The sequence below is a fragment of the Paraburkholderia sp. BL27I4N3 genome (assembly GCF_003386115.1).
Lineage (GTDB): Bacteria > Pseudomonadota > Gammaproteobacteria > Burkholderiales > Burkholderiaceae > Paraburkholderia.
This window is the reverse complement of the sequence record NZ_QREJ01000001.1, coordinates 1,440,099-1,452,617: the sequence shown is the minus strand read 5'-3', so window position 1 is coordinate 1,452,617 and position 12,519 is coordinate 1,440,099. Positions and strand designations below refer to the sequence as shown.

General features: G+C 62.5%; 11 protein-coding genes. 3 read left to right on the top strand and 8 right to left on the bottom strand.

The genetic code is table 11. From position 1 onward, the window contains the following. Positions 1-148: 148 nt before the first annotated feature. The 3 genes from guaA to guaB form a co-directional block, all read right to left on the bottom strand. Positions 149-1,732: a glutamine-hydrolyzing GMP synthase gene (gene guaA / locus B0G71_RS06625; RefSeq protein WP_106279670.1), complete on the bottom strand. Its 1,584-nt coding sequence runs from the start codon at positions 1,730-1,732 to the stop codon at positions 149-151. A gap of 203 nt (positions 1,733-1,935) precedes the next feature. Then, complete coding sequence (locus tag B0G71_RS06615) at positions 1,936-2,673, bottom strand: hypothetical protein (protein WP_116140558.1); 738 nt, start codon at positions 2,671-2,673, stop codon at positions 1,936-1,938. A 6-nt stretch (positions 2,674-2,679) separates the two neighbouring features. Beyond that, positions 2,680-4,140, bottom strand: a complete 1,461-nt coding sequence (gene guaB, locus B0G71_RS06610) for an IMP dehydrogenase (RefSeq protein WP_106279664.1) — start codon at positions 4,138-4,140, stop codon at positions 2,680-2,682. A gap of 271 nt (positions 4,141-4,411) precedes the next feature. Here guaB and B0G71_RS06605 point away from each other — a divergent pair, with 271 nt between their 5' ends. After that, positions 4,412-5,389, top strand: coding sequence for a DMT family transporter (locus tag B0G71_RS06605; RefSeq protein ID WP_116140556.1), 978 nt, complete (start codon positions 4,412-4,414; stop codon positions 5,387-5,389). Between the two features lie 43 nt (positions 5,390-5,432). Here B0G71_RS06605 and B0G71_RS06600 read toward each other — a convergent pair whose 3' ends face one another. Next, entirely contained in the window at positions 5,433-5,765 is a 333-nt protein-coding gene (locus B0G71_RS06600; RefSeq protein WP_116140554.1) for an RnfH family protein, read from the bottom strand. Beyond that, positions 5,762-6,199, bottom strand: coding sequence for a type II toxin-antitoxin system RatA family toxin (locus B0G71_RS06595; RefSeq protein WP_012433427.1), 438 nt, complete (start codon positions 6,197-6,199; stop codon positions 5,762-5,764). Before B0G71_RS06595 ends, B0G71_RS06600 begins: the two co-directional genes overlap by 4 nt. 100 nt (positions 6,200-6,299) lie before the next feature. On the opposite strand from B0G71_RS06595, the gene smpB reads away from it, so the two are divergent. Further along, positions 6,300-6,746, top strand: a complete 447-nt coding sequence (gene smpB / locus B0G71_RS06585; RefSeq protein ID WP_012433428.1) for an SsrA-binding protein SmpB — start codon at positions 6,300-6,302, stop codon at positions 6,744-6,746. A gap of 326 nt (positions 6,747-7,072) precedes the next feature. Here smpB and B0G71_RS06580 read toward each other — a convergent pair whose 3' ends face one another. The 3 genes from B0G71_RS06580 to ppsA form a co-directional block, all read right to left on the bottom strand. Further along, complete coding sequence (locus B0G71_RS06580) at positions 7,073-8,005, bottom strand: SPFH domain-containing protein (protein WP_106279656.1); 933 nt, start codon at positions 8,003-8,005, stop codon at positions 7,073-7,075. Between the two features lie 61 nt (positions 8,006-8,066). Continuing rightward, complete coding sequence (locus B0G71_RS06575; protein ID WP_116140552.1) at positions 8,067-8,522, bottom strand: NfeD family protein; 456 nt, start codon at positions 8,520-8,522, stop codon at positions 8,067-8,069. A gap of 166 nt (positions 8,523-8,688) precedes the next feature. Then, the gene (gene ppsA, locus B0G71_RS06570) at positions 8,689-11,094 is read right to left on the bottom strand and encodes a phosphoenolpyruvate synthase (RefSeq protein WP_116140550.1); all 2,406 of its coding nucleotides are present in this window, start codon (positions 11,092-11,094) and stop codon (positions 8,689-8,691) included. A gap of 541 nt (positions 11,095-11,635) precedes the next feature. Between ppsA and B0G71_RS06565 the strand changes: the two genes are divergently transcribed. Then, entirely contained in the window at positions 11,636-12,451 is an 816-nt protein-coding gene (locus tag B0G71_RS06565) for a pyruvate, water dikinase regulatory protein (protein ID WP_012433432.1), read from the top strand. Positions 12,452-12,519: the final 68 nt, after the last annotated feature.

Genomic DNA, 12,519 nt, shown 5'->3' with positions numbered 1-12,519 from the left:
GAAGAAATGTCGGGTACCGTCACCGATACCGACATTTCCATCTGGCATCGCCCGGATCACAGCGGACCACACCGGACAATAACCCCATGTTTTAAAAGGAAAAACATAGAAAACCGGACCTCCCGGAACGACTTGGGAGCAGTCTAAATTATTCCCACTCAATCGTCGCCGGCGGCTTCCCCGAGATGTCATATACCACCCGGTTAATCCCGCGCACTTCGTTGATGATCCGATTCGACACATGCCCCAGCAGCTCATGCGGCAGATGCGCCCAATGCGCCGTCATGAAGTCCAGCGTCTGCACGGCACGCAGCGCAACGACGTACTCGTACGTACGCCCGTCGCCCATCACGCCGACGCTCTTCACCGGCAGAAACACCGCGAACGCCTGGCTCGTCAGATCGTACCAGGACTTGCCGGTTTCCTTGTCGATGAAGGTACGCAGCGTCTCGATGAAAATCGCGTCCGCGCGGCGCAGCAGGTCCGCGAAATCGCGCTTCACTTCGCCGAGAATCCGCACGCCCAGGCCCGGGCCCGGGAACGGATGGCGATACACCATGGCCGGCGGCAAACCGAGCTTGACGCCGAGTTCGCGCACTTCGTCCTTGAACAGTTCGCGCAGCGGTTCGAGCAGCTTCAGATTCAGCGTCTCAGGCAGGCCGCCCACGTTGTGGTGGCTCTTGATGGTCTGCGCGCCCTTCTTGCCCTTGCCGGCCGATTCGATCACGTCCGGATAGATCGTGCCCTGAGCCAGCCATTTCGCATCGGTCAGTCGTCCGGCTTCAGCCTGGAAGACTTCGACGAATTCCGCGCCGATGATCTTGCGCTTCGCCTCCGGATCGGTCACACCGGCCAGCTTGCGCAGGAACACATCGCTGGCGTCCACATGAATCACCTTCACGCCCAGGTGATCGGCGAAGGTCGCCATCACCTGTTCGGCTTCGTTCAAACGCAACAGGCCGTGATCGACGAACACACAGGTCAGCTGATCGCCGATCGCGCGATGCAACAGCGCCGCGGCCACCGACGAATCCACGCCGCCCGAGAGCCCCAGAATCACGTGCTCGTTGCCGACCTGCTCGCGAATCTTCGCGACGGCTTCGTCGATATAGTTGCCCATTTCCCAGTCGGGCCGCGCGCCGCAAATCTGCAGCACGAAGCGTTCGAGCATGGCGCGGCCCTGCACGGTGTGCGTGACTTCCGGATGCCACTGCAGGCCGTAGAAATGGCGCTTTTCGTCGGCCATGGCCGCAATCGGACACGATTCCGTCGACGCCATCAGCGCGAAGCCCGGCGGCATTTCCAGCACCTTGTCGCCGTGGCTCATCCACACCTTCAGCATGCCGTGACCTTCCGGCGTGGTGAAGTCGCTGATGCCTTCGAGCAGGCTCGTGTGATTGCGCGCGCGGACTTCGGCATAACCGAACTCACGCAGGTGGCCGATATCGACCTTGCCACCCAGCTGCTCGGCCATGGCCTGCATGCCGTAGCAGATTCCGAGCACCGGCACGCCGAGTTCGAACACGGCTTGCGGCACGCGCGGCGTATCCGTTTCGGTGACCGAGCTCGGGCCGCCGGACAGGATCACGCCCTTCGGCGCGAAGTCGCGAATGAACGATGCATCGACGTCGTAGGGATGAATTTCCGAATACACGTTGGCCTCGCGAACGCGACGTGCAATCAGTTGGGTGACTTGCGAACCGAAGTCGAGGATCAGGATCTTGTCATGCATGGCAGCGGACGGAGTCAAAAGTGAGCGGATACGGAATGCCGCGCGCGATGCGCGGCGTTGAATTCAAAGCGGTCCACGTGGGAACGATCGAGCATGAAACGTAACGATGCAGCGGGTTGGCGCGGGCCGCGTCGCAGGTGCTTGCCCACGGCGCACGCAAACGAAATCCGGGTGCTTCAGCGGATGGCGTAGCGCGCAGCGCGTCACCCATGAAACGGCGGCCGGGGCGCGCCAGGCGCGTCAGCGTCGCCATTGCGCGCTTCGTCGCGCGCGGCGGCGGCTTCAGCCCGCGCTGCGCGTTCGGAGGGCGTCAGACCGGCTTCGTCGACGACCGGATGAAGCGGCGCCCCTGCAACCGGACTCGTGGCACTGACAGGCCGCGTAACCGGCACGACAGGCTCCACGGCCGGCTCGGCGTGATAGACCGGAAAGCCCGCCGTGACGCGGCCGGGCTCGCGCCGGTTGGCCGCGTCTTTCGCGGCGTCTTTGGCAGCCTGCTTCTCGGCGCGCTCGGCAGCGGCGGCTTCAGCGAGCCTCACTCTTTCACGGCGCCGCACCGCGCCCGCCAGACGCACGCCGCCCAGACCGATCACCAGCAGCACCACGCCCGTCAACACCGCGACGATCTGCCCGAAACCGGTCAGCGCCGGCGTATGCAGACCGAGCAGCCAGATCAGCATCAGCACGCCGGTCAACCAGTTCACGTGCCCGACCACCTTGGCGACAGTGGTGGTAAGCGCGCCGTCGATCGACGCGTGAAAGGCCAGCCATGCCAGCCCGACCAGCGCCACGCCAAACCCCTGGCCGACCAGAGCCGGCTGGGTTTGCACCAGAAGCAGCGCGTTGTACAGCGAAGTCCACGGCGTCAGCAGAAACAGCAGGCCGAACGCAAGCAGCAGCAAGGCATCGAGGATGAGTACAGCGCGCAGCAATGGCTTCATTGGCGTTTAGTCCACGTGGTAGTTGGGCGCTTCCTTGGTGATTTGCACGTCATGCACATGCGACTCGCGCAGGCCCGCGCCCGTGATCTGCACGAACTCGGCCTTGTCGTTCATCTCGGTGATGGTGCGGCAGCCGCAGTAGCCCATGCTGGCGCGCACGCCGCCGATCAGCTGGAACAGAATCGCGTTGACCGAGCCCTTGTAGGCGACGCGGCCTTCGATACCTTCCGGCACCAGCTTGTCGATGTTCGCGGAGTTGTCCTGGAAGTAGCGGTCCGCAGCGCCGTCTTTCATCGCGCCGACCGAGCCCATGCCACGGTAAGACTTGTACTGGCGGCCCTGATACAGGAACACGTCGCCCGGCGCTTCTTCGGTGCCGGCGAACATGCTGCCCATCATCACGGCATTCGCGCCGGCGGCCAGCGCCTTGCTGACGTCGCCCGAGAAGCGCACGCCGCCGTCGGCGATGACCGGCACGCCCGTGCCCTTCAGCGCTTCGGACACGTTGGAGATCGCGGTGACCTGCGGCACACCCACGCCGGCGACGATCCGCGTCGTGCAGATCGAGCCCGGGCCGATACCGACCTTCACGCCGTCCGCGCCGTATTCGACGAGCGCCTTGGCGGCCGCCGCGGTAGCGATGTTGCCGCCGATCACCTCGACGTGCGGGAAGTTCTGCTTGACCCACTTGACGCGCTCGAGCACGCCCTGGCTGTGGCCGTGCGCGGTATCGACGACGATCACGTCGACGCCCGCCTGCACCAGCAGTTCGACGCGCTCTTCATTGTCAGCGCCCACACCGACCGCCGCGCCCGCACGCAGCTTGCCGTGTTCGTCTTTACACGCGTCCGGGTGTTCGGTCTGCTTGGTGATGTCCTTGACGGTCATCAGGCCGCGCAGTTCGAATGCGTCGTTGATGACCAGCACGCGCTCGAGGCGATGGCTGTGCATCAGCGCCTTGGCTTCGGCGAGCGGCGTGCCTTCCTTGACGGTGACGAGGCGCTCGCGCGGCGTCATGATGTTGCGCACCGGCTCGTCCAGACGCTCTTCGAAACGCAGGTCGCGGTTCGTCACAATACCGATGAGTTGCGCGCCTTCGACGACCGGGAAGCCCGAAATGCCATGCTGCTGCGACAATGCGATCACGTCGCGCACTTTCATTTGCGGCGGCACCGTGATCGGATCGCGCACCACGCCCGATTCGAAACGCTTGACCTTGGCCACTTCACGCGCCTGCTCGGCCGCGGTGAGATTCTTGTGGATGATGCCCACGCCACCCATTTGCGCCATCGCAATGGCGAGGCGTGCTTCGGTGACGGTGTCCATGGCGGCGGACACGAGCGGCATATTCAGGGAAATGTTGCGGGTCAGCCGGGTCTTGAGGCTGGTGTCGCGCGGCAAAACATCGGAGAAAGCCGGGACGAGGAGCACGTCATCGAACGTGAGTGCTGTTTGGATCAGACGCATGGCAAATCCTATAGGCGCAAAAGCGAATTATACGCGATACCTCCCTGGTTTTCACTGCACGAACAGCAGCTTAGCGAATTCGGGCGATTTTTTTTCATGCAATCGGGCCCCTGGATTTCGCTTGGCTGTTCGCCTCGGGTTCGATCGGGTTTCGTTTGCGCGTTCGGGCGCAACGGGGCGCCGGCGGGCTCGAATTGCAGGATCGAACAAGACGCCCGGGCCGCCAACCGGCTATTCTGCCGACCAGTCCAGTTTTTTGCAGGGGCAGTCGATGCAGCGCGGTGTGGCGTATGGAGTAATGGCCGGGGCCTTATGGGGCATGGTTTTTCTGGTGCCGCGCGTGCTGCCGGACTTTTCGCCGCTGCTTCTGAGCGCGGGCCGCTACACGATGTATGGCATCGTCTCCGTGGCCGCCGCACTGCCCATGGCGCGCTCGCTGATCAAACGCCTGACCCGCGAAGATCTCGGCGCACTGGTGAAGCTGGCCCTGGCCGGCAACCTCCTCTATTACCTGCTGCTGACGGCGGCCGTGCACCTGATCGGCATCGCGCCGGCGTCGCTGATCGTCGGCGTGCTGCCCGTCACGGTGACGCTGCTGGGCCGGCGCGATCACGGCGCCGTGCCGCTCGCGCGCCTCGCCTGGCCGCTCGCGATGGTGATGGCGGGCATCGCCTGCATCAACATCGATGTATTTACGGTAGCGGACAGCACGCCCGTCAGCGTCATCACCAAGCTGATCGGGCTGGCCTGCGCGGTCGGCGCGTTGGGATGCTGGACGTGGTTCGCGGTCGAAAACGCCCGCTATCTGCAGCGCCAGACGCATTTCAGCGGCAACGAGTGGTCAGTCTTGTGGGGCGTGGTGACGGGCGCGCTCGGCGCCGCGCTGTGGCTCGTCATCGCCGTGCTGCCGGCGGGCGGCCCGCATGGCGAACTGGCCGACGGACGCTGGCACACCTTCTGGATGCTCAATCTGGGGCTCGCGATCGGCGCATCGTGGCTCGGCAACGGGCTGTGGAATGCCGCATCGAAACGGCTGCCGCTGACGCTCTCGGGTCAGATGATCGTGTTCGAGACGCTTTTTGCGCTGCTTTACGCGTTCATTTATGACCAGCGATTGCCGCGCCCGCTCGAACTGGCGGCGATTCTGCTGCTGGTGGCCGGCGTGTGCTGGTCGGTGCGCCAGCATGCGGACGACGATACGTCCGGGGTTGCCCGGATCAAGGACAAGCCGCAGGCGTCGGCGCCTTGAGGCGCAGGGCGTCCTCGCCCGTCTCCGCCTACGCGAGATCCGCTTACCGCGAATCCTTGTTCTGCCAGCGACGCCCTTCGATCGAGCCCGCCTTGCGGGTCTTTTCAACGCGCCGCTGACGCGACACCTTGGGATCGACCAGCAGCGGCCGGTAAATCTCCACCCGGTCATGATCGGCCAGCACCGCGTCGAGCGGCTTGAGCTTGCCGAACACGCCCACTTTCTGCGTGCCGAGATCGATCTGCGGGAACCGCCGCAAGATGCCGCTCGCGTCCAGCGCCTGCTGCAGCGTGGCGCCCGCGGGCAGCTCAACGGCAATCAATGCCTGCTCGCTCGGCGACGCGTAGCAGACTTCAATCGACAAGCGCCCGCTCATGCCTTACCGTAGCGCTGATCGGCGCGCTTCACGAACGACTCGACGAAGGTGTTGGCGATGTGGTTGAACACCGGGCCAATGATTTTCTCGAGAATGATATTGGTGAATTCGTAGTGCAACGCGAATTCGATCTTGCAGGCATCGGCGCGCAATGGCGTAAAACGCCAGAAGCCCGTGAACTTGCGAAACGGGCCGTCCGCGAACTCCATATCGATGCGCGTGGGCCGCTCCATGCTGTTACGCGTGGCGAAATGCTGCTTGATGCCCTTGAAGTTGATATCGATCTTCGCCTCCATGCCGGTTTCGTCCCGGCGGCGGATTTCGACTCCCCCGCACCACGGCAGGAAGTTGGGGTAATCGGCGACGTCGGTGACGAGGTCGAACATCTGTTCCGCCGAATGGCGGATCAATACGGTTTTCTGGACATCTGCCATAAATTGAACAGCGCGTGGCAAGGGTGGACGAGCGCAGCGGGCTTTCCTTGCCCCGCTTTGCTAAAATCGTGATTTTAAACGAGTTGGGCACTTTCCATTCATGAGCATTATCGACAACAGAAAAGCCTTCTACGACTACTCGGTCGAAGAACGCTATGAAGCAGGGCTCGTGCTCGAAGGATGGGAGGTCAAGGCGCTGCGCGCCGGGCGCGGCCAGATCAAGGAAGGGTACGTCGTTATCAAGAATAACGAACTGTTCCTGATCGGCACGCACATCAGCCCGCTGCCCGAAGCCTCGACCCATATCAATCCCGATCCGGTACGCACGCGCAAGCTGCTGTTGCACAGCGAAGAGATCAGCAAACTGATCGGCAAGGTCGAGCAGCGCGGCTACACGCTCGTGCCGCTGAATTTTCACTACAAGGGCGGCCGCGTCAAATGCGAGATCGGTCTTGCCAAGGGTAAGAAGCAGCACGACAAGCGCGAGACCGAGAAAAAGCGCGATTGGGAGCGTGAAAAGGCGCGGTTGATGCGCTCGCCGACTTGATGGCAGGTCTGGTTTGATCGACGGTTGATGGCAGGCGGCGTGCTGTTTTGCCGCGTTTCGTCTGCCAACGTTCGCTGCGACTGGATCGCGGGTGGCAAGGAAGCGTGCCTCACAAGCGCTGAAAGGCAAATGGCCCGCACAGTCCGCGGGCCATTTCTTTTTGCAAGCCGGCAAACGCCCCGAGCAACGCTTTCGGTGCTTTCGGTGCTTTCGGTACAGCCTACGCAGTCACGCGCTCGACGGAAACCGGGATGGTCAGGACATTCGCGACATTGCGCCTGGCCCATCCGTTCCCGCTGCCGGCGCGTTGAGCGCAGCCGGCCTGTTCAACGCACCTCGGTCACGCCCTTCCCTTTATTCACAATCGTCAGCGCCGACGCGATCATCGAACTCATGTCCGCGAGATTGCCGGGCACGATCAGCGTGGTGCCCTGCTTCGCCAGATTGCCGAACGCATTCACATATTGCTCGGCCACCTTGAGGTTCACCGCTTCCATCCCGCCGTTCGATTGAATGGCCGCCGCGATCTTCTGAATCGCCTGCGAATTGGCTTCGGCCACGGCCAGAATCGCCGACGCCTGACCTTGCGCCTGATTGATCGCCGCCTGCCGCTCGCCTTCAGACTTCTGGATCGCCGCTTCGCGCCCGCCGGACGCGATATTGATCTGCTCCTGCTTACGCCCTTCCGATGCCGCAATCAGCGCGCGCTTCTCGCGCTCGGCGGTGATTTGCGCCTGCATTGCGTGGAGAATTTCCTTGGGCGGCGTCAGATCCTTGATTTCGTAGCGCAGCACCTTCACACCCCAGTTCGTCGCAGCTTGATCGAGCGACGACACGATGCTGTGGTTGATGAAGTCGCGTTCCTCGAAAGTCTTGTCGAGTTCGAGCTTGCCGATCACCGAGCGCAGCGTGGTTTGCGACAGTTGCGTGATCGCGAACACGAAGTTGCTCGACCCGTACGACGCCTTCATGGGATCGGTGACCTGAAAGTACAGCACGCCGTCCACCTGCAACTGCGTGTTGTCGCGCGTGATACAGACCTGGCTCGGCACTTCGAGCGGAATTTCCTTGAGGATGTGCTTATAGGCGATCCGGTCGACGAACGGAAACGCGAAGCTCAAGCCCGGCGTCAGCGTACGGTGATAGCGGCCGAGCCGCTCCAGCACCCACGCATGCTGCTGCGGCACGATCTTGATAGTCTGCGCCGCCAGTACGATCACGATGATCAGAAGCACCGCCCCGACGATGGTCGAATCCATTACTGCCCTCCGGTCCGTAGTTCGAATAGTTGTGTGTGATGCGCGTATGACGCGTTGGTGCTCAGGCCGTGGTGGCCCGGGTGTTTGAATGACGCGCCGCCACGACGACGAGGCAACTGCCGCGCAACTCCGTGATTTCGTAGAGCGGCGCGTCTTCTGGCTCGCCCGCGGCCAGCTCGACGTCCCATGCCGCGCCGCGATAATCGGCGCGTGCCCGCCGCTCGTGCCACGCCGGCACGACGAGTGTTTGACCGATGTCGAGATTGACGTCCGGGTTGCGCGACGCCTCTTTGCGCGTTCTGCGGCCGAACCGCGAACGCCTGAGCAGCAGCACCGCCGCCAGCGCCACCACGGCCGCGACCGCGAACTGCACGTCGGCTGCGGCGCCTGCAAGGTGCGCAATCGCGGCCGCGACGCAGCCCAATGCGATCATCAGCAGGTAGAAGGTGCCGCTGAGCAACTCCAGCACGACCAGCACACCCGCCCCGATCCACCAGAACAATCCACCTGGCGCCACGTCGACCTCCACAAAGCAAAACACCCCGGATCTACCGGGGTGTTTATAGCACGAAGCGAGCGCGTTCAACGGGCGATACAGCACGGTTTCACGTGCATTCGACGCGCGCTTGACCTACCGCATCGCACGTTATGCATGCCGCTTAGGAAGCGGCATGCCGTTCGCCTTACTGCTTCGCCGACTTGGCCAGTTGCTGCCACGTCTCGACGATCGTGTCGGGGTTCAGCGAGATCGACTTGATGCCTTCATCGGTCAGCCACTGCGCAAAGTCCGAATGATCCGACGGGCCCTGGCCGCAAATACCGACGTACTTGTCCAGGCGCAGACACGTGTCGATTGCGCGCTTCAACAGGAACTTGACTGCCAAATCGCGTTCATCGAAATCCACCGCCAGCAGTTCCATGCCGGAGTCGCGATCGAGGCCGAGCGTGAGCTGCGTCAGGTCGTTCGAACCGATCGAGAAGCCGTCGAAGAATTGCAGGAATTCTTCGGCCAGAATCGCGTTCGACGGCACTTCGCACATCATGATCAGGCGCAGGCCATTCTCGCCGCGCTTCAGGCCGTACTTGCCCAGCAGCCCGACCACGCGCTCCGCCTGCTTCAGCGTACGCACGAACGGCACCATGATCTCGACGTTGTCGAGGCCCATCTCTTCGCGCACCTTCTTCAGCGCGATGCATTCCATCTGGAACGCTTCGGCGAAGTCGTCCGCGATGTAGCGCGACGCGCCGCGGAAACCGAGCATCGGGTTTTCTTCGTCCGGCTCGTAGCGCGAACCGCCGATCAGCTTCTTGTACTCGTTCGACTTGAAGTCCGACAGACGCACAATCACGGGCTTCGGATAGAACGCCGCCGCGATCGTGGCGATACCTTCGGTCAGCTTGTCGACGTAGAACGCGCGCGGCGAGGCGTGACCGCGAGCAACGCTTTCCACGGCCTTCTTCAGGTCCTGATCGATGTTCGGGTACTCGAGAATCGCCTTCGGGTGAACGCCGATGTTGTTGTTGATGATGAACTCGAGACGCGCGAGACCCACGCCTGCGTTCGGCAGTTGCGAGAAGTCGAAGGCCAGTTGCGGATTGCCCACGTTCATCATGATCTTTACCGGAATGGGCGGCAGTTCGCCGCGCTGCACTTCGGTGATTTCGGTTTCGAGCAGGCCGTCGTAGATTCTGCCTTCGTCGCCTTCCGCGCACGATACGGTGACGAGCGCGCCTTCCTTCAGCACGTCCGTCGCGTCGCCGCAGCCGACCACCGCCGGCACGCCCAGCTCACGCGCAATAATCGCCGCGTGGCAGGTGCGGCCGCCACGGTTCGTGACGATTGCCGAAGCGCGCTTCATGACCGGTTCCCAGTTCGGATCGGTCATGTCGGCGACCAGCACGTCGCCCGGCTGCACACGGTCCATTTCCGACGGATCGTGAATCACGCGCACGGGACCCGCGCCGATCTTCTGGCCGATCGCGCGGCCGGTGGCCAGCACGTTCGATTGGCCCTTCAGCTTGAAGCGCTGCTCGGCCTTGCCCGCCGCCTGGCTCTTCACCGTCTCCGGGCGCGCCTGCAGAATGAAGATCTTGCCGTCGCGGCCGTCCTTGCCCCACTCGATGTCCATGGGACGCTCGTAGTGCTTTTCGATGATGACGGCGTATTTGGCCAGTTCGATCACGTCTTCGTCCGTGATCGAAAAGCGGTTGCGCTGCTCGTGCGCCACGTCGACGGTCTTCACGCGGCCTTCTTCGCCCGCCTTGGTGAATTCCATCTTGATCAGCTTCGAGCCGATCGAGCGGCGGATGATCGGGTACTTGCCTTGCGCGAGCGTGGTCTTGTAGACGTAGAACTCGTCCGGATTCACCGCGCCTTGCACCACGGTTTCGCCGAGGCCATAGCTCGACGTGATGAAGACAGCGTCCTTGAAGCCCGATTCGGTGTCCAGCGTGAACATCACGCCGGCTGCGCCGACGTCCGAGCGCACCATGCGCTGCACACCCGCCGACAACGCGACTTCAGCGTGAGTGAAGCCCTTGTGGACGCGATAGGAGATAGCGCGGTCGTTGTACAGCGACGCGAACACGTGCTTCATGCGGTCGAGCACCTCTTCGATGCCGACTACGTTGAGGTAGCTTTCCTGCTGACCCGCGAACGATGCGTCCGGCAAGTCTTCCGCCGTGGCCGACGAACGCACGGCGAACGACAGCTCTTCAGGCGAGCTGTTTTGCAGGGTGTCGAAGCCCGCGCGGATATCCGACTCGAGTTGCGGCTGGAACGGCGCGTCGACGATCCATTGACGGATCTCCTTGCCCGCTTCGGCGAGCGACTTCACGTCGTCGACGTCGAGCGTTTCGAGACGTTTGGCGATGCGTTCGGTCAGATTGTTGTGATGCAGGAAGTCGCGGAAAGCCAGCGCCGTGGTGGCGAAACCGGTCGGCACGCGCACGCCTGCTTCAGCGAGCTGACTGATCATCTCGCCAAGCGACGCGTTTTTGCCACCGACGATTTCCACGTCGGTCATCCGCAACTGCTCGAACGGAACTACATACGCCTTATCCTTTGCGACGGTAACTGCGTTAGTCATACAAGCCCCTAAGTGTGAAAGAAATTCACGGCTGTGCAAGTGGGCTCGAACGCGAGACGCCCATTGGGAGCGTAACCTCGCGTCTTGCACAACCTGTTGGAGAAGCAATCGCCTGGAAAAGCCCGAGCGCGGCTTGCGCTCGATATGCGACGAAGCACGCGAATGGACGATTTTACCGATCGATCCCTCGCGTTGACTGCCGCTTGGCGACCAGAAATACCGACCAAAAGCGAGGTGTTGAACGACCGTTCACGGTAAGTTAGCCGCCAATCGCCCGCAATTGCTTATCCAACAGGTTGCCGCTATTCTACCGTGCCGACTCTCGAAATGTGACAGTCGGACGAGAATTGCGCCTCGAATCGCGCCCCGGACCGGCCAGCGGGCTTTTGCGAGGCCCCGGCGCCATCCGGGCGCAATTGCGGTGCCCACGGCGCGCTGGTCGGACGCTGCTGCAATCTCCGGTTAGCCACCGGGCAGCGCCGTCCGCACAGCGATGTTTCTTTCGAGCGCTTTTTTTCGCTCACGTTCCCCTGCCCCACTGATGCCGCCCACCGTATTCATCGTCTCCGACGGTACCGGGATCACTGCCGAAACCTTCGCGCATTCGATCCTCTCCCAGTTCGACCAGAAATTCCGCCTGGTTCGCGTGCCCTTTGTCGACTCGACCGAGAAGGCCTACGCCACGCTCGAAAAGATCAACGAAGCGATCGTGCAGGACGGCCGCCGTCCGATCGTCTTCACCACGCTGGTGGACAGCGCGTCGAATCAGATCGTCAAAGGCTCGAATGCGCTGGTGCTGGACATGTTTCAGACTTTCGTCGAGCCGCTTGAACAGGAACTGGAACTGAAGTCGAGCCACGCGATGGGCCGCGGCCACCAGAACGCCGACACCGAGGAGTACAAGAACCGGATCGAGGCGATCAACTTCTCGCTCGCTCACGACGACGGTCAATCGAACCGTAATCTGGCGGACGCCGACGTGATTCTGGTCGGCGTGTCGCGCAGCGGCAAGACGCCGACGAGCCTCTATCTGGCCATGCAGTATGGCGTGAAGGCGGCCAACTATCCGCTGATTCCGGAAGATTTCGAACGCGGCAAATTGCCGACGCCGTTGCTGGCGCATCGGCAGAAGATGTTCGGTTTGTCGATCGATCCGCAGCGGCTTTCGGAGATTCGCAACGAGCGCCGGCCCGGCAGCAAGTACGCCGCGCCGGAGAATTGCCGTTATGAGATCAACGAAGCCGAAGCGATGATGCGGCGTGAAGGGATCAAGTGGTTGTCGTCGACGCACAAGTCGATCGAAGAGATCGCGACGACGATCCTGCAGGAAATCAAGCTGGATAGACCTTCTTATTGAGTCTGTGCACGTGGGTCGCGCAAGCCCGGCGGCCTTGAACATGGACACGCGCGAGAACATGCGTGTCG

Excerpts from the sequence above, each read along its gene's own strand:
- guaA (WP_106279670.1), bottom strand. The coding sequence starts at position 1,732 with ATGCATGACAAGATCCTGATCCTCGACTTCGGTTCGCAAGTCACCCAA.
- B0G71_RS06615 (WP_116140558.1), bottom strand. The coding sequence starts at position 2,673 with ATGAAGCCATTGCTGCGCGCTGTACTCATCCTCGATGCCTTGCTGCTG.
- guaB (WP_106279664.1), bottom strand. The coding sequence starts at position 4,140 with ATGCGTCTGATCCAAACAGCACTCACGTTCGATGACGTGCTCCTCGTC.
- B0G71_RS06605 (WP_116140556.1), top strand. The coding sequence starts at position 4,412 with ATGCAGCGCGGTGTGGCGTATGGAGTAATGGCCGGGGCCTTATGGGGC.
- B0G71_RS06600 (WP_116140554.1), bottom strand. The coding sequence starts at position 5,765 with ATGAGCGGGCGCTTGTCGATTGAAGTCTGCTACGCGTCGCCGAGCGAG.
- B0G71_RS06595 (WP_012433427.1), bottom strand. The coding sequence starts at position 6,199 with ATGGCAGATGTCCAGAAAACCGTATTGATCCGCCATTCGGCGGAACAG.
- smpB (WP_012433428.1), top strand. The coding sequence starts at position 6,300 with ATGAGCATTATCGACAACAGAAAAGCCTTCTACGACTACTCGGTCGAA.
- B0G71_RS06580 (WP_106279656.1), bottom strand. The coding sequence starts at position 8,005 with ATGGATTCGACCATCGTCGGGGCGGTGCTTCTGATCATCGTGATCGTA.
- ppsA (WP_116140550.1), bottom strand. The coding sequence starts at position 11,094 with ATGACTAACGCAGTTACCGTCGCAAAGGATAAGGCGTATGTAGTTCCG.
- B0G71_RS06565 (WP_012433432.1), top strand. The coding sequence starts at position 11,636 with ATGCCGCCCACCGTATTCATCGTCTCCGACGGTACCGGGATCACTGCC.